Origin of the sequence: Actinocorallia longicatena, from assembly GCF_039534125.1 — a bacterium.
GTDB classification, from domain to species: Bacteria; Actinomycetota; Actinomycetes; order Streptosporangiales; family Streptosporangiaceae; genus Actinocorallia; species Actinocorallia longicatena.
Genome location: NZ_BAAAUV010000012.1, coordinates 145,551 through 171,880, shown reverse-complemented (window position 1 = coordinate 171,880; position 26,330 = coordinate 145,551). Strand labels below are relative to the sequence as shown.

The following is a 26,330-nucleotide window of genomic DNA, read 5'->3' as shown; positions in this document are numbered from 1 at the left end:
ACCGTGCAACCCCGGGGAGCGGTCGGGGCGTAGGTAGGACGACCCGCCGTCAACCCCCCAAGAGGAGACGTCCGTGGCGGACAGATCCGACTATCAGGCGTTCGTGGCCTCGCGGTGGCCGCGCCTGCTCCGCCTGGCCTACCTGCTGACCCAGGACTGGCAGAGCGCCGAGGACCTGGTGCAGACAGCGCTGGTCAAGGCATGGTTCGCCTGGCCCCGCGTCACCGGGGATCCCGAACCCTACCTCCGCAAGATCATCGTCAATACGCACAGCTCCTGGTGGCGGCGCGCCTGGCGCAGCCGAGAGATCACCTCCGAGGCCGTCCCCGACCGTCCGGGACCCGACCACACCGCCCACACCGGCGAACGCGACCTGGTGTGGGACGCCCTGGGCCGCCTGCCCGACCGGCAGCGCACCGCCGTCGTCCTGCGCTTCTACGAGGACCTTCCCGAGGCTCAGGTCGCCGAGCTCATGCACTGCTCGGTCGGCACCGTGAAGAGCCAGACCAGCAGGGCCCTGGCCAAGCTCCGCGTCGACCCGGCCGTGCTCACCGCCCAGAAGGGATGAGGAAATGAACACCGAGGAACTGCACGACCTGCTCGAGCAGCGCACCGCGCCCGCCCTGAACCGGCCCCTGCCGCCCGGTTTCCAGCAGCGCCTGCGCCGCGCCCGCCGCACCCGCAAGGCCGCCGTCGCTGGGGCCGGCGCGCTGGCGGTCGCCGGAGCCGCCCTCACCGTCCCCTCCCTCCTGCACGAAGGAGGCGGAAAGGGCACCGAGACGCTGACGGCCGTCAGCCCCACCCCGCCGGTGACCGCGGCGCCGTCCCCCACGGCCGCGGCGACCTCCCCTGAGGAGCTGGAGGAGCGGTACGAGGCCGCGCGGAAGCAGGCCCGCTACTGGTGGAACCGGCTGCCCGGCCCGACGGCCGACATCGCCTGGCCGAAGGAGCGGCGGGCCACGCTCACCTTCACCCCGGCCGACACCACCTCCGCCGTCGGCCTGGCCGCGGTCTGCGACGGCTTCGAGTCCAACGTCAACGTCCAGATGACGCTGAGCAAGGGAGCGACCTGGGCACCGGAGTACGGCGGGCGGCGCACCACCGGCTTCAACTGCTTCTCCGGCTCCCTGTTCGAACTGAAGGTCAAGCCGGGCGTCACCTCCGTCACCGTGACGATCGTCGCCGCGTCCTACGGGACCAAGGCCACCCGCGGCTGGCCCGTCTCCCGCGCCAGGACCTGGAGTTTCGGCTTTTACCAGAGGGCGGAGAAGGTAGCGCCGCAGGAGAAGGAGCAGTCGTGGCAGACGCTGCCCGAACGCCTTCTGGCCGTGGACTCGGTGGAACTGATGAACGTCCTCAACGGCCGTCCCGCTTCCTGAAGGCCGCTCCCCGAAAGATCCGTGTCGTGACGGCCCGCGGGGGCGGGCCGTCGGCACAATGGGCGGTGAACAGGAGGACGCCGGTGACCCAGGGACGGCCCGCCGTGTGCGGCGCGCTGGTGAGCGAGCTGTCGGTGGCGATGACCGCGGCGGGGGAGGGCCTCGTGCACGCACCCCGGCTGCTGCGCCGTGTGCTGGAGGAGACCGCCTGGCGCGAGTTCGTCATCGACGGCTCCCGCGTCGCGCACCGCGACTTCCTGTCCTTCGTGATCGCCTCGCCGCCGCGCGGGCTCGGCGCGACCGTCGGGACGGTGCGGCGCCTGACCGGCGGCGATCCCGTCATCGTCGACCTGCTCGAGCAGGCGCTCCAGCAGTCGACCGCGAGCGCTGTTGATAATATCAACGAGCCGATCCGGCCGACCGGCACCAGCCAGGCCGCCGCCCTGCGCCGCCTGCGCAAGGACGCCCCCACCCTCCACGACCGGGTCCTCACCGGCGAGATGTCCGCGCACGCCGCCATGGTCGAGGCCGGATTCCGGGCCCGCACCGTCACCGTCCCGCTCTCGCGCCCCGAGACCGCCGCCCGCGTCCTGCGCAGCAACCTGACCCCCGACGAGCTCGCCCAGCTCATCACCCTGCTCGCCGCACCCGCCCCCTGAGCCCCAGGGTGAACACGACCGACCCGCAGGTCACCCATCTGTCACCCGGACGGGGGATGGGCGCCCGCGCCCACGGCTGTTAGACCCGTTCTCATGCTTCTTGATCGAACTGTCGACCTACGGCGGTATCCGCTCGAGGCGCCCGGCGGAGCCGCGTGGAACTCCCTCATCGACCGCGTCCGGGCCGACCTCGCCGCCGACGGCTGCAGCGTCCTGCCCGACTTCATCCACCCCGGCGCCCAGGAGCATCTGCGCGACCAGGGCAGCAGCATCGCCCCCCACGCCCACTACGACGTCGAGACCGTCAACGTCTACAACACCGCCCCCGACCCCGCCCTCCCCGAAGACCACCCCGCCCACCACACCTTCCCCCGCGGCAACGCCTTCGTCCCGCGCGACCGCATCCCCGGCGAGCACCTCATCCACCGCCTCTACACCGACCCGGCCTTCCAGCGGTTCGTCGCCGCCTGCTTCGACCTCACCGAACTCCACGAACTCGCCGACCCGCTCGCCGGGCTCTGCCTCAACGTGCTGCGCCCCGGCAACCAGCACCCCTGGCACTTCGACACCAACGAGTTCACCGTCAGCCTGCTCACCCACGCCGCCGAGGAGGGCGGCGTGTTCGAGTACTGCCCCGGCATCCGCACCCCCGAGACGGAGAACCTCGGCGACGTCGCCGCCGTCCTCGAAGGCCGCGCCGGCCACCGCATCCGCCGCCTCACCCTGCGGCCGGGCGACCTCCAGCTCTTCCGGGGCCGCTACTCCCTGCACCGCGTCAGCCCCGTCACCGGAGGCACCGACCGGCACACCGCGATCTTCGCCTACAGCCTGCGGCCCGGAGTCATCGGCAGCCCCGAGCGCACCCGCCAGCTCTTCGGCCGCCTCACCCCCCAGCACCGGGCCACCGCGGTCCGCGCCGACCTCCTGCTCGACTGAACCCCTATCCGACAGAGACCCCTTGGACCAGACCCCTTCCGACTGACCCCACCCCGGCCACATTGCTCACCGGACATCTCGAGAGGAATGCGACCGTGCACGTCGACAGAACCGGAAAAGTCTCACTCGACCACATCTACGACCGGCCCGACCCCCGCGCCTACTTCAACACCCTGCGCGCCTTCGACTACCGCGTCCCCCAATACGCCAAACCCCATTTCGCCGCCCTCATCGCCGAGTACGCTTCCGCCACCGGCAGGCTCCTGCCCCGGGTCCTCGACCTCGGCTGCTCCTACGGCATCAACGCCGCACTGCTCAACCACGACGCCACCATGGACGACCTCTACGACCGCTACGACGGCGCCCCCACCACCCGCGGCGACCTCATCGACCGCGACCGGCGCCTCAGCGAGAAGGCCACCCCCGTCGCCCGCTTCATCGGCCTCGACACCTCCGAACCGGCCCTCACCTACGCCGTCCAGGCCAAACTCCTCAGTAACGCCATCCACGCCGACCTCGAATCCGCCGAACCCACCGAATCCCAGGCGGCCCTGCTCTTCCGCACCGACCTGGTCATCTCCACCGGCTGCCTCGGCTACATCGGCGAGAAGTCCATCTCCCGGCTCCTGACCGCGTTCGGCGGCCGCCGACCCTGGATGGCACACTTCGTCCTGCGGATGTTCCCCTTCACCCCGATCGCCGAACTGCTCACCGACGCCGGCTACCGCACCGTCCGCGCCGCCAGCACCTTCCGCCAACGCCGCTTCGCCACCCCCGAGGAGCAACGCGAGGTCCTGGAGCGCCTCGCCCCCCTCGGCCCCGACCCCCACGAGGCCGACGGCTGGCTGCACGCCGAACTGTTCATCTCCATTCCCGACCATCACCCACGCACCCGGATCGAGGCCCTGTGAACCCCACCCAGCCCGGCACCTTCGACCTCGAGGACACCCTGCCGCGGGTACCCCTGCCCACGCTGGAAGACACCTGCGCCCGCTTCCTCACCTGGTGCGCGCCCCTGCTCACCCCCGACCAGCTCGCCACCACCAGCACCGCCGTCACCGCCTTCCTCAACGGCGAGGGCCCCACCCTCCACGCCGCCCTCGCCGCCTACGACGCCACCCCCGGCGTCCACAGCTGGCTGGACCGCTTCTGGCCCTCCCGCTACCTCGGCCGCCGCGACCGCATCGCCCTCAACGCCAACTTCCTGTTCCTGTTCGCCGAATCACCCCAGAGCCAGACCGAACGCGCCGCCCACCTCATCGCCTCCGCCGTCGACTACAAGCGCCGCCTCGACGAGGAGACCATCCCGCCGCTGCTGCGCCGCGGCCAGCCCCTGGCGATGGACCAGAACAAGTACCTGTTCGCCACCACCCGCATCCCCGGCGCCCACCAGGACACCGTCCGCGCCCCCTACAGCGACGCCCACCCCGGACCGGCCACCGCCCGTCACATCCTGGTCTTCCACCGCCGCCACCTGCACCGCCTCGACGTCCTCGACGCCACCGGCCGCCCCTACTCCGCCGACGACCTCGACGCCGCCCTCCAGCGCATCGTCAAGGACACCACCCACACCGCCCCCGACGACACCGCCGCAGGCCACCTCACCACCAAGGCCCGCGCCGCCTGGGCCGCGACCCGCGACACCCTGCGCGCCCATGACCCCGCCAACGCCGCCACCCTCGAGGACATCGAAACCGCCCTGTTCGCCGTCTGCCTGGAAGACCTCACCCCCGCCGACGACCTCGAAGCCTGCGACCGGCTCCTGCACGGCGACAGCGGCAACCGCTGGTTCGACAAGGCCGTCTCCCTCATCGTCTTCGCCGACGGCACCGCCGGCATCAACGTCGAGCACTGCGGCCTGGACGGCACCACCATCCTGTCGTTCGTCGACGACATCCTCACCACCCCCACCGACCACCCCACCGCGGGAACCCCCGCCACCAGGCCCCTCACCTTCGTCCTGGACGACGCCCTGCGCGCCGACATCGCCGACGCCGCCCGGTCCTTCGCCGACTACGCCGCCGACACCGCCACCACCACCGTGTCGTTCCCCGACTTCGGCGTCGACCGCGCCAAACAGCTCAAGATCTCACCCGACGCGTTCGTCCAGATGGCCTACCAACTCGCCCACCGCCGCGCCAAGGGCCTCACCGGCGCCACCTACGAGTCCATCGCCACCCGCCACTTCCGCGCCGGACGCACCGAAGCCATGCGCGTCGTCACCCCCGAGACGATCACCTTCGTCGACGCCCTGACCAGCACCGACGCCACCGACGCCACCGACAAGGACAAGACCGCGGCCCTGCGAGCCGCCGCCGACGCCCACGTCCAGCGCGCCAAGGACTGCCAGGCCGGCGACGCCCCCGAACAGCACCTGTGGGAACTGCAGCTCATCGCCTCCCGCCAGCCCGAGCTCGGCGTCACCGGCCCGATCGCGCTGTTCGACTCACCCGGATGGACGGTCAGCCGCGACGACTACCTGTCCACCAGCTCGGCGCCCTCGGCCAACATCCGCTACTTCGGATTCGGCATGACCAGCACCAAGTGCATCGGCGTCGCCTACGTGCTGTTGCCCGACCGGTTCAACCTCTACCTGTCGACCCCGCGGCCCGTCGCCGACGCCATGCACACCTTCGCCGCCGAACTGCGTACGGCCGTCACCGAACTCCAGGACCTGCTGGCCGCCGAAGGGGGAGTGGCTCACAGGTAGAAGCCGGTCGCCTCCGCCGGGACGGTCACGGGATCGGCCACGATCCTCTGCCCGGCGGAGGCCAGCGCCGTCAGTTCCGCCAGCGTCATGCCGTCCCGGCCGATCGCCGGCACCTCGGCCCCCGAACGCTCCAGCCACGCCGCCGACTCCGACCGCGACAGCCGGCCGATCTCGAGCTGCGCCAGGCACCGACCGGGCCGGATCACCGCCGGATGCAGCCGCGACAGATCCTCGTTCGTCGTGATCGCCACCAGGACGTCCCTGCCCTGTCCCAGCATCCCGTCGGTCAGGTTCAGCAACCGCGACAGACCCTGCCCCGTGCTCTCCTTCGCCTCACCGCGGATCAGCTCGTCGCAGTCCTCCAGCACCAGCAGCCGCCACCGCCGCACAGCCGAGTCCTCCTGATGTTCGGGCCCGACCGCGACCCCCGTCAGATAGGCCGAGGAGGCGAACAGCCGCTCCGGATCCAGCACGCAGTCGACCTGGCACCATGCGGACCACTCCCGCGCCAGCGCCCGCAACGCCGTCGTCTTGCCCGTCCCCGGCGGCCCGTGCAGCAACAGCAGCCGCCCCGAGAGCTCAGCGGCGTCCAGCGCCATCAGCCGGTCCAGCGCCGAGGCCACCCCCGACGGGTAGTTCCCGCGGATCTCCTCCCACGCCGAGGCACCGATCATGCGCTCCCGCCGCACCGGCCCGTGCGACCCCGCGTGCCAGAACCCGATCTCCACCTGCGTGCCGTCCTCCGGCACCGGCTCCGAGGCGTCCCGCGAGGACTCGGCCAGCACCGACACCGCCAGCTCCGCCGACGTCGCCGTCACCCCGACCTGCGCCGACCCGTCCTTCCACCGCACGACCCGCACGGTGTACCCCTCACCGCAGGCCAGCAGCGCCTCGGTCTCCCCGTCCTCCCAGCAGGTCCGCAGCACCCGGGCGTCCAGCGGCCGCAACGGCGCCTCGGACCTGACCCTCTCCAGCCGCGCCGACCGCGCATGCGGCTGCTCACCCGACACGAACGGATACAGCGCCAGCGCATCGATCACATCCCGCGTCGAATCAGCATCGTCCAGGGACATCACCCACGGCATTTCCCTCACATAAGCCCCACCCATACCCCCGATGATCAGCCACCGCCCCACCACCCGTCCACGCATTTTCCCCTCACCATCCACACCACCAAACCCAGACAAAAACCCCAAAACACAAAACCAGACAAACCGACTGCACTCCGCAATCACCCACCACATCGCACCAAGATCGCCACTCCCGTCCCGCCGGCGGCACCCCCGTCACCCGCTCACGCACGGCACCACCCCAGGGCGCCCACCCCACCGCAAACGCCGACCCGGCCCGACATCCACTCCCCTGGATGACATCCCAGCCAGGCCGATAATGTGCATTATGTTAAGTAGTGTTGATCATGATCTTCGAGGACCGTCCACTCCTTGTCCATTGACCGCCTTTGCCGGGTTGCCGGGTTGCTCACTTCCGATACCGTCCGGCTGACCCCCACTGGTCGCAGGATCGCGAGAGGGAGGCTCAATTGGCACTTCCACCACGACCCCGTCGAACAGCAGATCGTCAACACGGCTGAGCAGTAACACCTGCTCCGCAAACCAGCGTGGCTCACGCTTCTGCGCGTCGCGGTCATGGGGCGGGTCGGCCTGCCAGCGGACGCCTCAACAGACGCAGTGCTCCCCCATCTCGCTATCGGACACCACTCCCCTGGCACCTGGGCCAGTCGCGGGTTCATCGAGTCCCTTCCGTCCGGCCGCCCTCGGTGAATATACGCGCACCATCGAGCACCGCTGGTACCTCACTGGCCTGGGGGAACGTCCCCTTGGCGAGTACCTCCACCACTACCTCCACCGCTACCAGGACGTCGAGGTGCCATTCAGCAGTGAATTCGTCGCGCCAGATAGCCGTTCGGTGCCGCTGACAGGACATCCAGCCGCGGAATGTGGCGGGCTTTCGGATCATTGATTTCAGAAAACTCGGTGGTGCGGCTTGTGTACTTTGTCGTCGTCCAGATGTTGAAATTGCCGGAGATATTTTGCTGGCGGCGCACCGCCTTTGTGGAGGAACTGGGCGTTGCCCGCCACTCCCCCACAGCCGCTGAGCGACACCGCTCTCCTGCAGGGCGTCCAGGGAGAGCTCCTCTTCATCCACGACCAACGAGACCGACCCGCCAACCCTCGACTTGACGGGCTCCCCTGCCCAAGCGGCTTCCCCTCGTAACGTGCAGGCTCCAGTCGCCGAGATCGAGTGGATGCGTGAGGATCTACGCCTGCACGTCCAGCCTCAGGCCCGGTGGACCAAGCAGTTGCGGCGGAGCCTGACCGCTGGAGCGATCGTCGGGTCGAACACGATCGAGGGCTACCCGGCGACGGTTGATGATGTCGAGGCCCTGATGGCCGGGGAAGAGCCGCTGGAGACCAGCGAGGCCACCCGGCGGGAGTTGGAGGCCTACCAGCGCGCCATGACATATATCCAGGCGCTCTCCGACGCCGGCGGGGAGTTCCGCTACGAGGTCGGCCTGCTCAACTCTCTCCATTTCATGATGCAGGAGCCCCACCCCGACAAGCGTCCGGGACGCCTGCGGCGCAGCACCGTCTACCTGTCGAGCCCTGACGATGCGCTGGTCCCCGTTTACACCGGGCCCGACCCGGAACTCGTCCCCGAACTCATGAACGAGCTCGTGGCCTGGCTCAATGACCGGGGACCTCGACGCGCCGGTCGCGGTGCGGGCCTCGATGGCCCACCTCAACCTCGTCAAGATCCATCCCTGGGCTGATGGCAACGGCCGCATGTCCCGCGCCCTGTCAACGCTGGTGTTCTCCCGTGAAGCGCTGATGCCGCCGGAGTTCTCCTCCATTGAGGAATGGCTCGGCCGAGGCCAGAACACTTACGGCTACTACCAAGTGCTGAAGGAAACCGGTGGTGCCGCCTGGAGCCCTCAGGGCGACGCCCACGCGTGGATCCGATTCTGCCTCCGCGCCCATCACCTTCAGGCGCAGCAGGCCAAGCGCCGCGTCGACCTCCTCAGCAGAGCTTGGATCGCGCTGTCGGAGGCCGCAGCAGGCGCCGGCAGGGACGAACGCGTCACCTTCGCGCTCCTTCCCGCGTTCTGGGGATCCCGCGTCCGCCGCACCATCTACCAGCAAGACGCTGAGCTCAGCGACCAGCAATCCATCCGCGACGTCCGCGAGCTCTGCCGGCTCGGCTGGCTCGTCTCCCACGGCCAGGCCCGCGGCCGCTACTACCTCGCCGGGCCCGCAATGCAGCCCGTACTCGACACCGTCAAACGATCCACCACACCCTTCACCGAACCCTACGACCAGCCCACATAACCCCCAACACCTCCATCGGCAGGGCTCCTGCCCGGTGAGCTGCGCCTCCGTAGGCGCATTCCCCACGCTCCGAGCTTCCACTGCACTGGACGCCCCACTTGACACCTAAATATGAATCGCCCTCACCTTTGCTTGGTGAGGAGCCGCAGGCCAGAACGATACGGGACCCGTTTCGAAACGGTGCGACTACCGGCGGACTGGTATCAACTTCGCCTGGACGGGACAGATCCGTAGCCTGCGAGGCCGAACAGGGACGTAGGGACGCCACCGCGATGTTCGCCTTCCTCCTGTCATGCCACCCCGAGAGCGCTGGCTACTGACGCCCACGCGCGCCTGAGGCTTCGGGATTCGGCCTGTCTTCCGGAGACAGTCGCGCTGGTGATTCGAGCGTGGTCCGGGCGGTGGATATCCATAGGATGCCGAGTGAAGGCAAGGATTCGTTCAGCTGAGCCGAGGAAGTCTCGATCATGACCGTGTGGCCCGAGTCACAGCACTCCCCCATCACCTGGGAGCAGTTCCTCGACATCGACGCCGATATCCGGCGCGATCTCGAGATCGTGGACGGGTATGTCATCCCGCGGGAGCAGCGAGGCCGCGACCACCAGAAGGTCGCCACTCGCCTTTCCTTGGCTTTGGAGGGCGCCGCCGTCGCCGAAATGCGTCGCACCGGAAACGCCTCCTGCTACGAGACCAATACCGAGGTCGACGTCCTCCTGTGGGAGGTGCCTCCCACCGCCCGCAAGCCCGACGCGGTCCTGCACCGGTGCCTGCCCGACTACGAGCAGCTCGCCGCCCAGCACGTCCTCATCGTCGCGGAGGTCCTTTCGACCTGGTCCGAGCGGCGTGACCGGGTCCACAAGATGAGCGACTACGCGGACGCCGGTATCCCCCACTACTGGCTCATCACCTTCGACAAGGTCGGTGCCTTGGCCATCGAGCGTTACGCACTCGCTGGGGGCGGCAAGCCCTACACCCATATCGGCACCACCCATCGCGACATGGGCCCCGCTGCCCTCACCCTTACAGATCCCTTCCCCATCGACGTCCTCTGGAAGGATCTCGAGGTCGCACCCCAGGTATGAACGGTGCGGCAGCCCGCCAGCCCTTGACTGGCGGGTGCAGCGTGCATGGTGGCCGGAGTCGTTCGGGTTACTTCACGTAGGTGACGGTGACGGTCTTGTCGACGTAGGGGCCCACGCCGTAGAGCCAGACCTTGGACCAGGGGTCGCCGAGGGCGGTGCGGAGGTACATCGCGCTCCATCGGGCGGTCGAGGCGATGGAGACGTCCTGGGTGATGGTCTGGGGGGACGGGTCGGGGGCGGCGCCGGGCGGGGTCTGGGTGTCGGTGATGCCGTAGTGGTTGGCGCCCAGGAGGGAGACCTGCATCTTGGGCGGGTTCTGGACGGCGTTGTAGGTGGCCAGGCCCGCCGCGGGGGTGGCGACGCCGTCGGCCGTGCCCTGGACGAGCTGGACCGGGACGCCGTTGGCGATGGGGGGTGCGGTGGTGGTGCCGGGGGCGAGGTTGTTGGTGCCGTAGAGGGCGACGCCCTTCAACTGGGCGGGCGGTGGCGTGGGGACGGTGCAGAAGACCGGGGCGCAGGCTCCGGTGACGATGGAGAGGGCGGCCGCTCCCCCGAAGGAATGGCCGAGCAGGACGAGGGAGCCGGTGTCGATGTCGCCGGACAGGGGTGATCCGGTGCGGACGTTCTCCTGTGCGGCCCAGGCGACGGTCGAGGAGGCTTCGGAGGCCTCGGCGTAGAGGCCGGGAGTGCCGAAGACGAAACGCTGGTGGTCGGGGACCACGACGACGAATCCGTAGGACGCCACGGCGGTGGCGAACTTCTTGTAGTTGGCCTTGCCGACGTTGGCGCCCTGGAGGAGCAGGGCGACGGGCAGGTCCTTGTCGCCGGCGGCCGGGGCGTAGACGTCGGCGGGGTCGCCGTTGACGGTGGTGGTGAAGGAGATGACGTCTCCCTCCCCCGCGCTGGCCGGTGCCGTGGCCGAGCCGAGGGCCGCCGCCACCAGGGCAGCGCCCGTTCCCGCTCTCAGGATGGATCTCTTCATGCGCTTCTCCGTTTCCCATGACGAAACACCGTTTCGCAATGAGGATGCGGCTCGAAGATCTTCGGCGTCAAGGGAAACGCTGTTTCCAAAACTGGCCTCGCGGTGCACTTGCGTTCGGGCCGTCTCACCCGGGCGGATTCCGGGTCGGGGACGGGCTCCCTCTAGGCTCGGGCGAGGGAGGGAGCCGTGATGGAGGAGTCCGAAGAGGTGCTGACCAGGGGCGGGCCGGAGCCGGCGGCGACGCTGTCCTATGGCCCGCTGCCCGACCAGGTGGTCGATCTGTGGCTGCCCGGGACGCCGTCCCCTCCGCTGGTGGTGCTGGTCCACGGAGGGTTCTGGAAGGCCGCCTACGATCGCGCCCATCTGCGTCCGATGGCCGGGGGGCTGGTGGCGGCCGGGTATGCGGTGGCGGTTCCGGAGTACCGCCGGGCGGGGCAGCCCGGAGGAGGCTGGCCGGGCACCTTCGACGACGTCGCCGCGGTCTTCGACGCCCTTCCCGCCCTGGTGGAGGGCCACGGTGTCGACACGGGGGCGTCGGTGTGGGCCGGTCATTCGGCCGGGGGGCATCTCGCGCTGTGGGCGTCGCTGCGCAGCCGCCTTCCGGAGGGGTCTCCGTGGCGCAGCGAGAAGGAGCCCTGGGCGCGGAGGATCGTCTCGCTGGCGGGCTGTGCCGATCTCGCTCTGGTGCACCGGCTGAAGCTGGGCGGGGGCGCGGCCGGGGCGCTCATGGGCGGTGGGCCCGAGGAGTGGCCGCAGCGGTGGGCGCAGGCCGATCCGGCGGTGCTGGTGCCGGTCGGGGTGCCGACCGTGCAGGTGTTCGGCGCCGCCGACGAGATCGTTCCGCCCGAGGTCGGCCACGCGTTCGCCGCGCACGCCGCCGGGAGCGGGACGGCCGCCCCCGTGGTCGAGGTGCCCGGGAGCGGGCACTACGGGCTGATCGACCCGCTGTCCTCGGCCTGGCCGGAGGTGCTCCGGGCCCTGGCCGCAGGATAGAGCCACTCGAGTGCGTCCAGGCTCTTGCCGAGATACCTGCGGTGCCCGTCCTGGAGGCCGTAGGCCAGGTCCTCCAGGACGCCGCATCGGGCGTAGAAGCCCGCACGCGCCCTGATCGCCTCGATCCCGTCGAGGTCGGCCGGGTAGCCGGCCAGGGCCCGGTCGAGGGCGGCGGTGCCGAGGTCGCGGTGGATGAGGCCGAAGTCGCAGGCGGGGTCGACGATCGCGGCGTCGCTCCAGTCGATGATCCCGGTGACCGTCCAGGTGGCCGGGTCCACGAGGACGTGCTCGATGCCCAGGTCGTTGTGCGAGAACACCAGGCCGTGCCGGTCGGGTGGCGTGGTGGCCAGGAACCGTTCCACCGCGGCCCGGTGGGCCCGCGGGATCGTCTCGGCGACGTCGGCGTAGGTCCGCGCGGCCTCCTCCAGCCATGCCGTGGCCGGATGGTCGTCGATCTCCACCAGGCCCGTCATCCGGTCGGGCGGCGTGGTGTGCAGGGTCCGGAGCAGTTCGCCGAGCCGGGCGGCGATCGACGGCGCGTGGGACGGCCGTTCGGAGGCGTCCATGTCGATCAGGGGGACCCCGGGGAGCTTGAAGTACCCCAGGCAGCCCAGCTCGGCGATCATGAAGACCGGCTCGGGCACCGGAACCGGTGACAGTTCCGCGACGCCCGCGAGCAGGCGGGCCTCCGCGGACACCCGGGCGGCCCTGGCCTCCGGATCCCGGTCCTTGCCGAACCGGACGATCAGTTCGTCGTTGACCTGGAAGGCGATGTGGTCCTCGCCCTCACCGAGCGGCGTCACCGAGCCGACCCGGTACCCGGGCAGGCCCTCGGCCACCGCGCTGCGGACGGCCGCACGATCGCGATCTTCCCTGCAACCGAAATCCATGACCGGGATGGTGTCAGAGGACGGCGGCGGGGGTGTCGAGGTCGGTGAAGGCATCGGCGTAGCGCTGGGCGAGGGCGAGGGAGATGTCCTCGCGCTGCCAGGCGCTTCCGGTGAGGGTGGCCAGCCACAGGACGAGGCCGTAGACGGCGCTGGCGCGGTAGGCGGTCCAGGCCTGTTCGGCGGTGGGACGTTCGGATTCGGGGACGTCCAGGGCGGTGCGGTAGGTCTCGATCAGCTCGGCCTCATGGGCGCGGCGGTCCTCGGTGGTCACGGCCCCCTGCAGGAAGTAGCCGACGTCCAGGGACCAGTGGCCGCGCCGGAGCATCTGCCAGTCCAGGAAACCGATGTCGTCGCCGGGCAGGACGTAGGTGTTGCCGATGTGGGCGTCACCGTGCAGGAGGGTCTGCGGGCCGGTGGCGAGGGCGTGGATGTAGCCCTTCCACAGGCGGATGAGATCCATCGGCTCGTAGGCGCGCACGAGCGGGGGCAGGGCGTCGCCGGCCATCTCGCGGGCGAGCGGGATGACTCCGGCCATCAGCTCGTCCATCTCCTGCGGCCAGGGAGTGTAGGGCTCGACCCAGGACAGTGCCTGCCGGCCGGTGAGACGGGCGTTCCAGAAGGCGCTGTGCAGCCGCGCCAGCGCACGCATTCCGCCGGCGGCCTGGGCGGGGGTGAGGGGACGGGTGGAGTCGCGGGGATCGGCGCCCCGCGCCGACAGGTCCTCCATCACCATGATGAAGTTCTGGCCGGGTTCGTCGATCAGCGACAGGTGGACAGCCGGGTGGTCGACCGGCAGCTCCACCTCCGACAGGAACAGGCGTGGCTCGTGGAACAGGCCGCTGGTCGCGGCGGTGAGCTCGGCGTGGGCGGGGTCGACCGCTTTCACGAACACCGTCTCCGGCCCCTGCCCGGCCGCGTAGCTCAGCCCCAGGCGGGCCCGCCGGTTGGTGCCGTCATCGCGCAGCGCCACCTTCACCTCCGACACCACCGCCCCCGGATGGGAGGCCGCCAGCGCCGCCGTCATCCACTCGGCCGTGATCAGGTCCAGGTCCTCCGGAATGCCCTGCCCGCCCAACGCGTCCTCCTCGAAACCGACCGGACCCGCACCTTAGCAAGTAAGCGCTCACTCAACAACGCCCATCGCTGGAGGCGCCGCCCGTGCGGGCGGTGTCCCGCGCTGGGCGGGGCGGGCACACCGGACGGCGGCGGACGCATCCTGGCCTCCCCGGACCCGTGAAGACAGCCGCCCCTCCCCCGCCGTCCGCTGACTTCCCGCCCGGCCGGTGGTGAGCAGAACGGCAGCGAGATGCTCGGCACGCGCAGCCCCGAGCTCGCCGCCGTCCTCGGCCTGTCCCCACCCGACTCTCCCGCGCGCGAGCCCGTTCAGACTCCTCACCAGGGGATCGGGCCCGCGTCGTCGAAAAAGCCGCCACTGGGACCGTTGTCGGGGAGGGTGGCCAGGTGGAGGGCGATGGCGGCGCCCTGCTCGGGGGTGCGGAAGCCGCTGAAGCCGTTCAGGTCGGTGGCCACGTAGCCGGGGCAGGCGGCGTTGATCAGGATGCCGGTGCCGTGCAGTTCCTTCGCGTACTGGATCGTGACGGCGTTGAGGAAGGACTTGGACGGGGAGTAGGCGGCCGACAGCGGGCCCGTGGTCTCCGGCCCTGCGGCGGAGGTCTGGTGGGTGAGGGAGCCGACGGTGCTGGACATGTTCACGATCCGGGGCGACGGCGAGCGGCGCAGCAGGGGCAGCATCGCGTTGGTGACCCGGATGACGCCGATCACGTTGGTCTCCACGGCGGTCCGCAGGGTGGCGATGCCGACCGTGGTGGGATTCTGCGGCATGCCACCGGTCACCCCGGCGTTGTTGACCAGGACGTCCAGTCGGCCGTGGCGCTCCTCGATCAGGGCGGCCGCCGCTGTCACGCTCGCGTCGTCGGTCACGTCGAGGGGCACGGCGAACGCGTCGGCGCCGCCCGCCCGGAGCTTGTCCACGGCGGCCTCCCCGCGTCCGGTGTCCCGGGCGCCGACGCCCACGCTCCATCCGAGGGCGCCGAGCCCGGCCGCGATCTCGAACCCGATCCCCTTGTTCGCGCCTGTCACCAGTGCGATCTTCTGTTCGCTCATGTCCCGATCCTGGCCCGGCCCGCGCCGGAACCTCCAACACCGATCGGGTGGCCGCCGATACCTCACGGGTATCGATCCGGGCGGATACCGTGAGGGGCATGGAAACGCGGGAGTTGCGGTACTTCGTCGCCGTCGCCGAGGAGCTGCACTTCGGCCGGGCCGCGCAACGTCTCGGGATCGCGCAGCCTCCGCTGTCGCGGGCGATCCAGCAGCTCGAACGCCGCCTGGGCGTGACCCTGCTGGACCGGGCCGGCCGCACCGTCTCGCTCACCGAGGCCGGATCGGTCCTGCTCGTCGAGGGCCGGGCCGCCCTCGACGCGGTCGACGCCGCGGGGCGCCGTACCCGCCGTGCCGCGAAGGACCGTCCCGGCCTGGTCCTCGTCACCAAGGCGGGGGCGGCCGGCGAACTGCTGGCCGGGCTTCTGGCCGCCTACGCCGCCGCCCCCGGCGCTGTCCCCGTCGACGTGCGGCTCTGCGGCATCGGCGAACAGGAGTACATGCTCCGCGACGGCCTCGCCGACGTCGCGCTCCTGCACCGGCCGTTCGACTCGACGGCCGGATTCGACACCGAGGAACTCCACACCGAGAGCCAGGTCGCCGTGGTCCCGGCCGGCCATCCCCTGGCCTCCCGCGACCACGTCACGATGGCCGACGTCACCGGCCTGCCCGGCCTCCCGATGCCCCGCTGGCCCCGCCGCGACGGCACCTACCCCGACGGCCCCGGCCCCGAGGCCCACGACACCGCCCAGCTCTACCAGCTGATCGCCCTCGGCCGCGCCACGGCCGTCCTGCCGGAATCCTGCCGCACGCACCTGCGCGGCGACCTGGACACCGTCCCCGTCCTGGACGCCCCCAGCATCACGACGGTGATCGCCTGGCCGTCGCACAGCCGATCACGAGCCGTCGCCGCCCTCGTCCGCACCGCCACCCTCTTGAAAGAGACGGATCCCCTACGCCCCGGCTTCGAAGGGGGTGCCGAGCCGGACGATGGCGAACTCGACCTGGCTCTGGCCCTCTTCCCAGTTGGCGATGAGGGTGGCGCCGGGCGCGGGGACGAGGGCGCCGCCTGAACGTTCGGTGCCCAGGTACATCAGGCCCTCTTCGCCGTCGGTGCAGAAGAAGGACAGATGGGCGCGGAGTTCGGGTGAGGGGAGGGCGGAGAGGGCGTCCTGCCATTCCTCCGACGCTTCGGCCTCGAGGTTCAGGAGGCTGGCGGGGTCGTCGCCGAGGGCGGTCGCGGCGCGGAAGGCGTCGAAGAGCGTGCCGTCGGTGAGCAGGCGCGGGTGGCAGACCGTCCACGCGTCGGCCAGGGCGGCCAGGTCGTGACGGGCGGCCAGCGGGGCCAGATCGGCGCCCAGGAGGAGGCGGCCGTCGAAGAAGACCTGGGCGAGGTCGGCTTCCAGGGCGGCGGGGAGGTCGCGCTTGTCGAACTCGAAGACCGAGCGGCAGGCGTCGAAGCGCAGGAGCGGCTCGTCGAGGTCGAAGATCGGGCAGTCCCAGATGACCGGTTCGGCGCCGGTGAGCGCGGCGGGCGTCACCCAGGCGGGGTCGCGGGCGAAGCCGAGTTCGCGGAAGAGGTTGCCGCCGAAGATCGTCGCGTAGTCGGCGGCAGGGTCGAAGCTCGCCAGGGGGCGGCCGAGGAAGATCTCGAACGCGGCGGTGAGCTGGTGACGCCAGGCGTCAGAGGTCGTCTGCGGAGCGGAGGTCATGGCCGGACTCTAGTGATCACCGCCGACATTCCATGAGAGAACCGGTTTTGTCACTACGATCGGCCGGAATGCCGCTGAGCCGATCGGAGGGCGCGAACGTGATCGAGGAGCCGGAGCCCGGGATCGTGCGCCTGATGGCCGCGGGCCTCGGGGAGAGCACCGCGGGGCCCGGCGGGTGGGGCGCGCTGCTGAGGTACGGCGACCACGCCAGGGAGCTCAGCGGCCATGCCCAGGAGACGACCGGCGAGCTCATGACGTTCACGGCCGTGGTCGAGGGGCTGGAGCGGCTGACCCGGCCGGTGCGCGTCAGGGTCTGGTGCGGCGGAGAGGGCGTGCCCAGGCCGGGGACGGAACCGGAGCGCGTCCCGGACGCGGATCTGTACCGGCGGCTCATGGCGATGGCCGGGACGCACCGGATCGAGTGGGCCGAGGAGTTCGGTGATCTGGCCGAGGACGACGAGGACGACGCGTACTTCATCGACCCGTTCGAGGACCTGGAGGACGACCACCCCTACGAACGCCTCCAGGACCTGGCCTACGACGCGCTCGTCGAGGCCGAAGCCCTCGCGCGGGACGGCGTGGAGCCGGCCGGGCGGGCGAAGACGTCCCTGGAGGAGGCGCTGCGACGGTTCCTGTCCGGCGAGCGCGCTCGTCTCCCCCGGCGTGACTTCGAGGCGGTCGAGGACGTCGTCGGCATCCTGCGCTTCAGCATCGGCTGGTACGGCGACGAGAAGCCGGGCACGGTCCGCGCGAGCAGCATCGCCGACCACCTTCCCGATTTCTGCTACGTGGTCGTGCACAAGAGGTTCGCGAGCCCGGCCGAGCTGGAGACCATCCGTGAGGTGATGCACGCCCTCCTGGACCACCTGAGGGACACCGGCCAGATCGGCGCCGGAACCGCGAAGTCCCTCGCCGGTGAGCTCACCGAGAGGTTCGGCGGCTTCACGGCCGTCCGGACGTTCGTGAACGCCCTCAAGGACCACATCGAGGACGAGGCCCCCGACGTCGACCACGGCGAACTCGCCTCCGAGGACTGGATCGCCGACCAGTACGCCGAGATCGTGAAGATCACGGAAGGCTCGATCACGTTCAGGGAGGACGGTCTCGACACCGAGATCGGACCGATCTCCCTCCCACCCAGGATCTGCGCCATGGCGAAGCCCGGCTGGCGCATCCTCCTGACCGCCGCCCGCCTCGACGGCCGCTGGACCCTCCTCCAGGCCGTCAACGGCGATGCCTAGCAGCTCGACCTGGCACCTCGACGTGGCGTCGGCGGCCGGATGCCGTACAGACGAGAAGGGGCCGATGGCCATGAGCGGTGGAAGATCGATCAGCATCGGCGCCGCGGTCCTCCTCGCGCTGACGTCGTGCTCGGCCGGCCCGCAGCCCTTTCAGCAGGCCGACGTGGAGGGGTATGTGCCGGATCAGAGCGGCTCGGCCGGAACGCTGATCTTCTGGGCCGGGTCGTGCGACGAAGAGGTGAGGGTGACGCTGTCGGCTGCGGGCGATCGCATCACCGTCGGTGCCGAGACGAGGTCGGCGGGGAAGGGGAACTGCGCCGGGACCGAGCAGCTGACCAAGGCGACCATCAGGTTCAGGGACCAGGTCGGCGTCAAGAGGCTCCTCGACACATCGGGAAGCCCGATCGACGCGCTGAGGGCCGGGGACGGGCTCCTGAGCCAGGTCGGCACGTTTCCCGAACTGACCACCGTTGATGTGAGGTACGAGCCCTAGGTACGCCGGGCTCACCTCGGGTGGACATCTGTCTTACCTGGGTGGTGGTCGGGCGGTTTTCCGTCGGTGGGGCGTGTTTCCATCGGGTGGCGTGGCTTGTCAGCGTGGCCGGCCGGACCGGGAGGCTCCGTGGGCGTCGGGTTCGAGGAGGAGTGGCGGCCCTGGTGGGTGCCGGGGTGGCTCTGGCTGCCGTCCAGGCCGCGGAGCGGGGAGGGCTGGTTCGCCTGGGTTGTGGGGCTGGCGGCTGGGGGGTGGCTGCTGCACGCCGGGTGGAGGCTGGCGGTCGACCGCTGGTATCTGGCGCTGCCTCTGCTGGCGCTGGCGGCTGTCGGAGCCGACCGGTACTGGCGGTCGCTGTGGGCGGCCGAGCAGGAGCGCCGTGGGCGGATGGCCTCCTACAGCCTGACGTTCGAGGAGATGGAGGCGATGCACTGGCGGGAGTTCGAGATCGCCGTCATGCGCCTGCTGCGCCGCGACGGGGTCGACGCGCAGCACACGGGACGGGCCGGGGACTTCTCCGGTGACGTCGTCGGCCATGACCCGGTCCTGGGCGGGATCTGGATGGTCCAGGTGAAGCACTACGCGCACGGCAACCGGGTCGGCTCCCATGACGTGCAGAAGGTCGCGGGGGCGGCCTGGCCGATCTACCAGGCCCGGCTCAAGCTCGTCGTCACCACCAGCGGCTACACCCGGGACGCCCTCGCCTTCTCCGAGAAGGCCGATATCCATCTCATCGACAGGGCCGCGCTCATCCGCTGGGCCACCGACGGCGTCCACCTGCACGACGTTCTGGGCCTGTCCCCCGGGCGGCACGAGCCCGGCTGAACGTCAGTAGAGGGTGGTGACGACGCACTTCACCGAGCCGGTGCCGCGTTTGGCCCTGGCCATCCAGTGCTCTCCGGGACGGACGAGGGCGCCGATGAAGGAGGTGGTCTCGGCGGAGACGTCCAGCTCGCCGTAGCTCTTGGCCGGCGGGTCGTCGTCGCCGATGAGCAGGGAGACACGGTCGGTGCGCCCGCCCACGAAATAGACGGCGATGTAGGAGGGGACCTCCGCCCGGTAGACGACGTTGAAGCGCGCGTTGGTCCGCCACGGCGGCGGATCACCGCCACCGGACAGGCGGGCGGTCAGCGCCTCCTGAGCCTTCTGGAGCGCGCCGGTGCCCTCCCGCAGCCGGGCCGCCTCGGCGATGGTCTGCTCCAGTTCGCGGCGGACGCCCTCGGCCGCGTAAGTGACCAGTGCCCGTGTCCGTTCCTCCGGATCGACGTCCAGGATCTCCCGCAGTTCCCCGATCCGCCGGTCGACCAGCTCCCGGAGCTCCCGTCCGAGGTCGTCGACCCGGTCGGTCATCCGCTCCTCCAGCGCCGACAGCCGCTCCTGGAGATCGTTCTCACTCACACCGAACACCACCGGATCATGGCATCGACCTCCCGTGCCCCGCCACCTGGACGGCGGAGGGGTTTGAATCGGGCCCGCCGAGGTAGGGCGAGACCTTCGGCCGCGGTGTTCGAGGGAGCTGGTGTCGGTGGAGCGTTTCCTGTTCGAGGTGCAGACGGGCTGGGAGAGTGATCACTGGTCGCCGGTGAACGTCGCCGAGGCCGGGCTCGTCGCGGTGGAAGCGCTCTCCGGCCGGGAGATGAGCGCCCGCCGGTTCGCCCGCTCCGTCATGGAGCGGTATCTGCTGGTCCTCGCCGCGGACCCCCGCCAGGAGCACGCGCGCCGGCCGCCGGGCGACGCCCACATCAGGGTGAAGGTGTGGGAAGCCGGCCCGGACACGGACGGTTCGGGGTCCCGGGGCGAACCGGACGCCGTCTACCTCCTCGACGGCCGTACCGTCCGGTCGGCCCTGGACCACCTCGCCGGCGCCCGGTGCTCCCGGTCCCTGGCCGCCTGACCCGGCCGCCGCGTTCTCCGCGACCGCCCGCTTGGTGAACAGCGGACGGTCCGCTGGCCTTCGCCTGGGTGAGGCACGGGCAGACCCCGGGAGAGACCGTGCGGAGCGAGGTGCCATGACGAATCCCTGGCAGGGCCCTGCCGAACCACCCCCTGCCCGGCGTTCTTTCAGCCCGGGCCGGCTGTGGGCGGCCGGGGCGGGGACGGCGGTCGTGGTCGCGCTGGTCGTGGTCGTGGGCGTCATCGTCATCCGGCTGTTCGTCAAGAGCGACCTTCTCGCCCCGGTCGACTCGGGGTCCTACGGCGACGGTTCCACCACGTCCTACGCGCTCGCCGCCGCGGGTGCGGCACTGGCCGCCACCGCTCTCCTGCACGTGCTGCTGCTGGCCATGCCGAGCCCGCTGCGGTTCTTCTCCTGGATCGTCGGGCTGCTGACCGCGGCCGCCACCCTGCTGCCGTTCACCTTCGGCGGATCCTTCGGCCACATGCTGGCCGTGGCCGCCATCAACCTGGTCGTGGGCCTGGCGATCCTCACCATCCTGCCCTCGAGCCTCTGACCGGATCGCCAAGCCCCGACCAAGGCAGATGGTGGAAGGCAAAGCGGCCCGTGCCCACCCCTTCACCCGGCTTCGCGGAGCTATGGGCGTTCTGTCGGATCTCCGAGCGGCAACGCTGTGACCTGGGCAAAGGCTCGGTGCTCCACCGGCGGGTCAGCGGCGCTCCCCGGCCGGACGCTCGGGGCGCGCTCCTTGGTGTTCTTTGCCCGCCCGGGACCGTTCCTCAGGAGCCATGCCGGTAGCCGTCCCATCGCGCTCTGAGCTCCAGCGCCTGGGCGAGGAGCGCGCGCAGTTCCTCCCCCTCGACGAGCTCGCTGAGGGCGGTCCGCCGCTCGCGGGAGAACAGGACGAGCGCCCAGGTCTCCTCGTCAGGGGTGAAGGTCAGATGCCTCCAGCCGGGCGGGAGACCGCCGATCAGGTACTCGTCCGGAAGGTCGTCGCGCGACAGCATCCGGTAGGCGGCGAACGTGTCGGGGACGGCCAGCCCCGGCCCGCCGGGGGCGAACCGTCCGGCCAGTTCCTCCCGGAGCGGCGGCCCGCACGGGTAGGGGCTCAGCGCGCAGCCCAGGAAGCCGACGATCACGCCCTGCGCGTCACCGGTCACCTCGAACATGCCCCGGCCGTTCACCGACACCCGCCGCATCCCGTCCCCTCCCCCGGCCCACGGTGCCGTATCGGCGGCCGCCGCGCCTGAGCCGGATGTCCCGTCCGTGTCCCGTGTCGTGCGGGTGCCCGGGCGGCCCCGGCGGGGGCCGCCCGGGACCGGTCTACTGGCGGGTGATGGTGACGTCGTCCACGCCGGCCTCGAGAAGGCTGCCGGTGGAGGCGTCGGTGGCCTCGATGAGGATGCGGATGGTCTGGCCCGCGTAGGGGGTCAGGTTCACGGTCGCGGGGGCGAAGGCGCCGTTGCGGTTGGCGGCCGCGCCGAGCTGCTGCTGGACGGTCGTCGTGGTCGCGCCGACGATCTTCACCCGGAAGGAGTCGGCGGTGGAGGAGTTGCTGCCGTGGGCGAGGTACCAGGAGTAGGCGAGGGTGAGGGTCCCGGTGGCGGGCAGGGTGATGGGCGGTGACTGGACGCTCGTCACTCCCCCGTCGACGTCGTGGGTTCCGGCGTCGGTGCCGGCCAGGCGGCCGGTGACGAGGTCGTTGACGCCGCTGGGGGTGGTGCCGACCTGCTTGGTGCCGGAGGAGGTGGTGGCGGCGGGGTCGCCGCGCTCCCACTGGCCGGTGGTGGCGGTGTCGGTGCCGGCGGGGTCGGTGGTCCAGCCGGTGGAGGTCTCGAAGGAGTCCGACCAGACGGTGGTGGGCACGGCCGCGGTACCGAGGGTCCAGACGGTGTAGGCGATGGCGTCGGCGTTGCGGTCCAGGGCGGTGTCGTTGATGTTGGCGGAGGTGTCGCAGGCGCGGTGGTAGCAGGCGTCGAACGCCTGGCCGGAGGTGCCGCCCCACAGGGTGGCCTGGGCGGCGGTCTTGACGCCCTCGGCGCCGGTGAAGGTGCCTCCGGCGGGGATGCCCTGGGCGATGAACGGGCCGTAGTCGGAGCGTCCGTCGAAGTCGGTGCCGCGGGTCGCGACGCCGATGGAGGTGAAGTAGGCGGCCAGGGTCGCCTCGATCTGGGCCGATCCGGACGGGCCGGGGCCCGAGCCGACGCCGTCGGAGTTGTCGCCGTCGTAGAGGAAGTAGCCGGGGTTGGGCGAGCCGATCATGTCGAAGTTCAGATAGCCCTTGATCTTGGCGCGTTCGGTGGCCGTCAGGGAGGAGACGTAGGCGGTGGAGCCGCGCAGGCCGAGTTCTTCGGCGCCCCACCAGCCGAACCGCAGGTGCTTGGTCGGGGCGAGGGCCTGCCGGGAGACCTCCAGGGCGGTCTCCAGCACGCCGGCGCTGCCGGATCCGTTGTCGTTGATGCCCGGGCCGGCGGTGACGCTGTCGAGGTGGGAGCCGGTCATGAGGACGTCGTTGGGGTCGCCGCCGGGCCAGTCGGCGATGAGGTTGTAGCCGGTGGCGCCGTTGTAGGTGAAGGACTGGACGGTGGTGGTGTACCCGGCGGCGTCGAGCAGGCCCTTGGCGTAGTTGACCGAGGCGAGGTAGCCCGGACGGCCGTGGGCGCGGTTGCCGCCGTTGGCGGTGGCGATCGACTGCAGCTGCGTCAGATGCGCCTTGACGTTGGCGAGTGAGATGTTCGGCGGCGCCGCGTGCGCGGCCTGTGCCGTGAGGATCTGGACGGCTGGAACGACGAGCGCGAGCGCTGCCAGCGCCCGCCGGAGACGAAACCGCATGGGCCTACTCCCAGAACCGGTCTTGCTCGGTCCCCCGAAGGACGCCCGCACCATAACCCGCCCTCTGACTCGGCGAAACGGCCTAGTTGATTCTTGCCCGCACCGTGATCGTTCCCTCACATCCGGCCCTCCCTCGCCCCGGCGGGCGGGCGCCGCGCGGTGCGTCCGCACAAGACCCCGCCCGCTCCGTTGATTGCTGCAACATCTCGCTATACGTTGCAGGCGTCGCCGCCCCCGCCGGTCGAGAGGAACCCCGATGGCCGAGGACGTCCAAGGAACCCACGAGCCCCGCTTCGAGGAACTGCGCGAGGTGTTCGCCGAGCGGCTGGCCGCCGACGAGCTGGGCGCCGCGATCGCGGTCGACGTCGACGGGCGGACCGTCGTCGACCTGTGGGGCGGATACGCCGACGCGGCCCGGACCCGGCCCTGGCGCGAGGACACGATCGTCAACGTCTGGTCCTCGACCAAGACCGTCACGGCGCTGGCCGCGCTCGTCCTGGTCGAACGCGGGCTGCTCGACGTGTTCGCGCCCGTCGCCGACTACTGGCCGGAGTTCGCCGCCGCGGGGAAGGGCGCCGTCGAGGTCCGTCACCTGCTCGCCCACACCTCCGGGGTGTCGGGCTGGGACCAGCCGTTCGCGCTGGAGGACATGTTCGACACCGAGGCCGCCGCCGCGCGGCTCGCCGCCCAGGCGCCCTGGTGGGAGCCGGGAACGGCGTCGGGCTACCACGCCGCCGCTCAGGGCCACCTGATCGGGGAGCTCGTCCGCCGCATCACCGGGCGGACGCTGAAGGACTTCGTCCGCGAGGAGATCGCCGGGCCGCTGGGGGCCGACTTCCAGATCGGCGCGCTCCCCGGTGACGCCGCCCGCGTCGCCGAGATCCTCCCCCCGCCGCCGCTGGAGCTGGATCTGGGCGCCCTCGACCCCGCCCTGCCGGTGATCAGGACCTTCACCGGCCCGGTCCTGGACGCCGCCCGCGCCAACGACGCCGCCTGGCGGGCGGCCGAGCTCGGCGCGCTCAACGGCCACGCCACCGCCCGCGGCCTGGCCCGGATGCTGTCCCCCGTCACCCTCGGCGGCACCGCGGGCGGCGTCACCCTGCTCAGCCCCTCGACGATCGATCTGATCTTCCAGGAGCAGGCCCGGGGCGCCGACCTCGTCCTGGGCGTCCCGCTGCGCTGGGGCATCGGCTTCGGCCTGCCCGAACCGGCCACCCTGCCCTACCTGCCCGAGGGGCGGATCGCCTTCTGGGGCGGCTGGGGCGGCTCGATGATCATCTGTGATCTGGAGCGGCGTCTCACCGTCGCCTACGTCATGAACAGGATGGCGCCGGGCATCATCGGCTCCGATCGTTCGGCGGCCTACCTCACGGCCGTGTACAAGGCGCTCACCTGACGGGCGCGCGGCCGGTACCGTGCAGCAGCGCCCCGATCGCGGCCTCGACCTTGGCCGCGTCGGGGTCGTCGCCGGTGATGGAGTCGGCGTAGATGAACGACTCGATGATCCGCACCACGAGGTAGGCCAGGTCGGGGACGGCCATCGGCGGGTCGAGGCGGCCCCGGTCGCGCTCCTCCTGGACGAGCCGGGCGAAGGACGCCACGACCTGCTGCTGGAGCGGGCTGGCCTTGGTCGTGATCAGCCTGAGCGCCCGCTCGGCCTCGCGCCGCAGGAAGATCCGGTAGTAGGGGGCGTCGATCAGCATCCGGGCGTAGCCGCCCGCGATCCGCGCGATGCGCTCGCCGCCCGTCCCGGGAGCCTGCTCGGCCGCCGCGCGCAGGGTGGGTTCGTTCAGCGAGGTGAGAACGGCCACCAGGAGCTGGTCGCGGTTGCCGACCCACCGGAACAGGGTCGAGCGGTCCACTCCGAGAGCGGCCGCGAGCTGCTGCATGTCGATCCGCTCACCGGCCATGAACGTGCGCCGGGCCAGCCGGAACGCCTCCTGCGCGTCGGGGCGTGCCGGGCCGGTTGCGCTCACGCCCACGATCCTAGGCCGCCCCGCCCCCTCCCCCGGGCGAGCTTAAGGTTTGGCTTATATAAGCTGAGCCTGTAGCTTGGGGGTGTGCACGCATTCGACGTCCTGGGAGATCCGGTGCGGCGGCGGATTCTGGAGCTGCTGGCCGGCGGAGAGCTGAGCTCGGGAGAGGTCAGCGAGGTCGTGCGGCGGGAGTTCGGGATCACCCAGCCCGCCGTGTCGCAGCACCTCAAGGTGCTGCGGGAGCACGGGTTCGCCAGCGTCCGGGCGGTGGGTACACGACGGATGTACGCCGTGGACCCCGCGCCGCTGCGCGAGGTGGACGAGTGGATCGGGCGTTTCCGCCGGTTCTGGACGCCTCACCTGGACGCGCTGGCCACCGAGATCGCCCGTGGGAAGAAAGAACGCAGAGGAGAGACGACATGATCGACGTCACCCATCAGATCAGCGCGGTCAGCCGCACCGTGGGGTCCCGGACCCTGGAGGCGGGCGAGGCCCGTGTGATCACCGTCAGCCGGGTCTACCCCACCTCCCAGGACGACCTCTGGGAGGCCTGCACCAGCGCCGAGCGGATCCCGCGCTGGTTCCTGCCGATCTCCGGCGACCTCAAGGAGGGCGGCCGCTTCCAGTTCGAGAACCACGCGGGCGGCCTCATCGAGTCCTGCGACCGTCCGCACAGGATCGAGGCGACCTGGGAGTTCGGCGGCGAGATCAGCTGGATCACCCTCACGCTCGTCCCTGTCGAGGAGGACCACACCCGGTTCCAGCTGGAGCACGTCGCGCACGTCGATGACGAGCGGTGGGCCGAGTTCGGGCCCGGCGCGGTCGGCATCGGCTGGGACTCCGGCTTCCTCGGTCTGGCCCTGCACCTCACCGACGGCACCTTCAACGCCGCCGACATGATGCCCTGGACCGTCTCCCCCGAGGGCGTCTCCTTCATGACCCAGGCGGGCGAGGCCTGGTACGCCGCCGACGTCGCCTCCGGCCGCGACCCCTCCGCCGCCCGCGCCGCGGCCGACCGGTGCATCGCCGCCTACACCGCCACCGGGTGACACCTTCCGGCGGCCGATCAGCGCGACCGCGTGG

The 26,330-nt window shown here is 71.0% G+C and carries 30 protein-coding genes; 19 read left to right on the top strand and 11 right to left on the bottom strand.

Annotated elements, in window-relative coordinates; all coding sequences use genetic code 11:
• The first annotated feature begins 73 nt into the window (after positions 1 to 73).
• From ABD785_RS23880 to ABD785_RS23855, 6 genes are all read left to right on the top strand, one after another.
• Positions 74 to 568: a SigE family RNA polymerase sigma factor gene (locus ABD785_RS23880; RefSeq protein WP_344832162.1), complete on the top strand. Its 495-nt coding sequence runs from the start codon at positions 74 to 76 to the stop codon at positions 566 to 568.
• Positions 569 to 572: 4 nt separating this feature from the next.
• Positions 573 to 1,379 (top strand): hypothetical protein, encoded by an 807-nt coding sequence (locus ABD785_RS23875; RefSeq protein ID WP_344832159.1) that lies wholly within the window; start codon positions 573 to 575, stop codon positions 1,377 to 1,379.
• A gap of 83 nt (positions 1,380 to 1,462) precedes the next feature.
• Positions 1,463 to 2,038 carry a hypothetical protein gene (locus ABD785_RS23870; RefSeq protein ID WP_344832156.1) on the top strand — a complete coding sequence of 192 codons (576 nt, stop codon included), beginning with the start codon at positions 1,463 to 1,465 and terminating at the stop codon, positions 2,036 to 2,038.
• 93 nt (positions 2,039 to 2,131) lie between these two features.
• Complete coding sequence (locus ABD785_RS23865; RefSeq protein ID WP_344832154.1) at positions 2,132 to 2,974, top strand: HalD/BesD family halogenase; 843 nt, start codon at positions 2,132 to 2,134, stop codon at positions 2,972 to 2,974.
• A gap of 95 nt (positions 2,975 to 3,069) precedes the next feature.
• Positions 3,070 to 3,885, top strand: a complete 816-nt coding sequence (locus ABD785_RS23860) for a class I SAM-dependent methyltransferase (protein WP_344832152.1) — start codon at positions 3,070 to 3,072, stop codon at positions 3,883 to 3,885.
• Complete coding sequence (locus ABD785_RS23855) at positions 3,882 to 5,684, top strand: choline/carnitine O-acyltransferase (RefSeq protein WP_344832150.1); 1,803 nt, start codon at positions 3,882 to 3,884, stop codon at positions 5,682 to 5,684. The genes ABD785_RS23860 and ABD785_RS23855 overlap by 4 nt, the downstream gene beginning before the upstream one ends.
• On the opposite strand, the gene ABD785_RS23850 is transcribed toward ABD785_RS23855, so the two are convergent.
• On the bottom strand, positions 5,675 to 6,769 hold the full coding sequence (locus ABD785_RS23850; protein ID WP_344832147.1) for a DUF5925 domain-containing protein: 1,095 nt from the start codon (positions 6,767 to 6,769) through the stop codon (positions 5,675 to 5,677). The genes ABD785_RS23855 and ABD785_RS23850 overlap by 10 nt on opposite strands.
• An 806-nt stretch (positions 6,770 to 7,575) precedes the next feature.
• Positions 7,576 to 7,749: a hypothetical protein gene (locus tag ABD785_RS23845; protein WP_344832144.1), complete on the bottom strand. Its 174-nt coding sequence runs from the start codon at positions 7,747 to 7,749 to the stop codon at positions 7,576 to 7,578.
• 171 nt (positions 7,750 to 7,920) lie between these two features.
• Here ABD785_RS23845 and ABD785_RS23840 point away from each other — a divergent pair, with 171 nt between their 5' ends.
• The 3 genes from ABD785_RS23840 to ABD785_RS23830 all read left to right on the top strand — a co-directional run bounded on the left by ABD785_RS23840 (position 7,921) and on the right by ABD785_RS23830 (position 10,113).
• A complete protein-coding gene (locus tag ABD785_RS23840; RefSeq protein ID WP_344832143.1) occupies positions 7,921 to 8,475 on the top strand; it encodes a Fic family protein in 555 nt (184 codons plus the stop codon).
• Entirely contained in the window at positions 8,393 to 9,031 is a 639-nt protein-coding gene (locus ABD785_RS23835; protein WP_344832141.1) for a Fic family protein, read from the top strand. The genes ABD785_RS23840 and ABD785_RS23835 overlap by 83 nt, the downstream gene beginning before the upstream one ends.
• Before the next feature lie 467 nt (positions 9,032 to 9,498).
• Positions 9,499 to 10,113, top strand: a complete 615-nt coding sequence (locus ABD785_RS23830) for a Uma2 family endonuclease (protein WP_344832138.1) — start codon at positions 9,499 to 9,501, stop codon at positions 10,111 to 10,113.
• 67 nt (positions 10,114 to 10,180) lie between these two features.
• Here ABD785_RS23830 and ABD785_RS23825 read toward each other — a convergent pair whose 3' ends face one another.
• A complete protein-coding gene (locus ABD785_RS23825; protein WP_344832137.1) occupies positions 10,181 to 11,095 on the bottom strand; it encodes an alpha/beta hydrolase family protein in 915 nt (304 codons plus the stop codon).
• Positions 11,096 to 11,284: 189 nt separating this feature from the next.
• On the opposite strand from ABD785_RS23825, the gene ABD785_RS23820 reads away from it, so the two are divergent.
• Positions 11,285 to 12,088 carry an alpha/beta hydrolase gene (locus ABD785_RS23820; protein WP_344832135.1) on the top strand — a complete coding sequence of 268 codons (804 nt, stop codon included), beginning with the start codon at positions 11,285 to 11,287 and terminating at the stop codon, positions 12,086 to 12,088.
• Here the strand turns inward: ABD785_RS23820 and ABD785_RS23815 are convergent.
• From ABD785_RS23815 to ABD785_RS23805, 3 genes are all read right to left on the bottom strand, one after another.
• Positions 12,022 to 12,978 carry a phosphotransferase family protein gene (locus ABD785_RS23815; protein ID WP_344832134.1) on the bottom strand — a complete coding sequence of 319 codons (957 nt, stop codon included), beginning with the start codon at positions 12,976 to 12,978 and terminating at the stop codon, positions 12,022 to 12,024. The genes ABD785_RS23820 and ABD785_RS23815 overlap by 67 nt on opposite strands.
• A gap of 13 nt (positions 12,979 to 12,991) precedes the next feature.
• Complete coding sequence (locus ABD785_RS23810; protein ID WP_344832131.1) at positions 12,992 to 14,053, bottom strand: phosphotransferase; 1,062 nt, start codon at positions 14,051 to 14,053, stop codon at positions 12,992 to 12,994.
• A gap of 317 nt (positions 14,054 to 14,370) precedes the next feature.
• Positions 14,371 to 15,102 carry an SDR family oxidoreductase gene (locus ABD785_RS23805; protein ID WP_344832129.1) on the bottom strand — a complete coding sequence of 244 codons (732 nt, stop codon included), beginning with the start codon at positions 15,100 to 15,102 and terminating at the stop codon, positions 14,371 to 14,373.
• A 98-nt stretch (positions 15,103 to 15,200) separates the two neighbouring features.
• On the opposite strand from ABD785_RS23805, the gene ABD785_RS23800 reads away from it, so the two are divergent.
• A complete protein-coding gene (locus tag ABD785_RS23800; protein WP_344832128.1) occupies positions 15,201 to 16,172 on the top strand; it encodes a LysR family transcriptional regulator in 972 nt (323 codons plus the stop codon).
• Here ABD785_RS23800 and ABD785_RS23795 read toward each other — a convergent pair.
• Positions 16,053 to 16,811 (bottom strand): hypothetical protein, encoded by a 759-nt coding sequence (locus ABD785_RS23795; RefSeq protein ID WP_344832126.1) that lies wholly within the window; start codon positions 16,809 to 16,811, stop codon positions 16,053 to 16,055. The two genes, ABD785_RS23800 and ABD785_RS23795, sit on opposite strands and share 120 nt — an antisense overlap.
• A 68-nt stretch (positions 16,812 to 16,879) precedes the next feature.
• Between ABD785_RS23795 and ABD785_RS23790 the strand changes: the two genes are divergently transcribed.
• The 3 genes from ABD785_RS23790 to ABD785_RS23780 all read left to right on the top strand — a co-directional run bounded on the left by ABD785_RS23790 (position 16,880) and on the right by ABD785_RS23780 (position 19,370).
• The gene (locus ABD785_RS23790; RefSeq protein WP_344832125.1) at positions 16,880 to 18,052 is read left to right on the top strand and encodes a ribonuclease H family protein; all 1,173 of its coding nucleotides are present in this window, start codon (positions 16,880 to 16,882) and stop codon (positions 18,050 to 18,052) included.
• 70 nt (positions 18,053 to 18,122) lie between these two features.
• Positions 18,123 to 18,545, top strand: coding sequence for a hypothetical protein (locus ABD785_RS23785; RefSeq protein ID WP_344832124.1), 423 nt, complete (start codon positions 18,123 to 18,125; stop codon positions 18,543 to 18,545).
• Positions 18,546 to 18,674: 129 nt separating this feature from the next.
• Positions 18,675 to 19,370 (top strand): restriction endonuclease, encoded by a 696-nt coding sequence (locus tag ABD785_RS23780; RefSeq protein WP_344832121.1) that lies wholly within the window; start codon positions 18,675 to 18,677, stop codon positions 19,368 to 19,370.
• Positions 19,371 to 19,373: 3 nt separating this feature from the next.
• Here ABD785_RS23780 and ABD785_RS23775 read toward each other — a convergent pair whose 3' ends face one another.
• On the bottom strand, positions 19,374 to 19,943 hold the full coding sequence (locus ABD785_RS23775; protein WP_344832120.1) for a hypothetical protein: 570 nt from the start codon (positions 19,941 to 19,943) through the stop codon (positions 19,374 to 19,376).
• A 127-nt stretch (positions 19,944 to 20,070) separates the two neighbouring features.
• On the opposite strand from ABD785_RS23775, the gene ABD785_RS23770 reads away from it, so the two are divergent.
• Together ABD785_RS23770 and ABD785_RS23765 are read left to right on the top strand one after the other, a co-directional pair.
• Positions 20,071 to 20,439 carry a hypothetical protein gene (locus ABD785_RS23770; protein WP_344832117.1) on the top strand — a complete coding sequence of 123 codons (369 nt, stop codon included), beginning with the start codon at positions 20,071 to 20,073 and terminating at the stop codon, positions 20,437 to 20,439.
• Between the two features lie 115 nt (positions 20,440 to 20,554).
• A complete protein-coding gene (locus ABD785_RS23765) occupies positions 20,555 to 20,995 on the top strand; it encodes a DUF6069 family protein (protein WP_344832116.1) in 441 nt (146 codons plus the stop codon).
• A 223-nt stretch (positions 20,996 to 21,218) separates the two neighbouring features.
• On the opposite strand, the gene ABD785_RS23760 is transcribed toward ABD785_RS23765, so the two are convergent.
• Both ABD785_RS23760 and ABD785_RS23755 read right to left on the bottom strand, forming a co-directional pair.
• Complete coding sequence (locus tag ABD785_RS23760; protein WP_344832115.1) at positions 21,219 to 21,638, bottom strand: hypothetical protein; 420 nt, start codon at positions 21,636 to 21,638, stop codon at positions 21,219 to 21,221.
• A gap of 124 nt (positions 21,639 to 21,762) precedes the next feature.
• A complete protein-coding gene (locus ABD785_RS23755; protein ID WP_344832113.1) occupies positions 21,763 to 23,271 on the bottom strand; it encodes a M28 family peptidase in 1,509 nt (502 codons plus the stop codon).
• Between the two features lie 256 nt (positions 23,272 to 23,527).
• Here ABD785_RS23755 and ABD785_RS23750 point away from each other — a divergent pair, with 256 nt between their 5' ends.
• Positions 23,528 to 24,667, top strand: coding sequence for a serine hydrolase domain-containing protein (locus tag ABD785_RS23750; RefSeq protein ID WP_344832110.1), 1,140 nt, complete (start codon positions 23,528 to 23,530; stop codon positions 24,665 to 24,667).
• Here the strand turns inward: ABD785_RS23750 and ABD785_RS23745 are convergent.
• A complete protein-coding gene (locus ABD785_RS23745; protein WP_344832108.1) occupies positions 24,660 to 25,247 on the bottom strand; it encodes a QsdR family transcriptional regulator in 588 nt (195 codons plus the stop codon). The two genes, ABD785_RS23750 and ABD785_RS23745, sit on opposite strands and share 8 nt — an antisense overlap.
• Before the next feature lie 84 nt (positions 25,248 to 25,331).
• Here ABD785_RS23745 and ABD785_RS23740 point away from each other — a divergent pair, with 84 nt between their 5' ends.
• Both ABD785_RS23740 and ABD785_RS23735 read left to right on the top strand, forming a co-directional pair.
• Positions 25,332 to 25,670: an ArsR/SmtB family transcription factor gene (locus ABD785_RS23740; RefSeq protein ID WP_344832105.1), complete on the top strand. Its 339-nt coding sequence runs from the start codon at positions 25,332 to 25,334 to the stop codon at positions 25,668 to 25,670.
• On the top strand, positions 25,667 to 26,296 hold the full coding sequence (locus tag ABD785_RS23735) for an SRPBCC family protein (protein WP_344832102.1): 630 nt from the start codon (positions 25,667 to 25,669) through the stop codon (positions 26,294 to 26,296). Before ABD785_RS23740 ends, ABD785_RS23735 begins: the two co-directional genes overlap by 4 nt.
• The last annotated feature ends 34 nt before the right edge of the window (positions 26,297 to 26,330 follow it).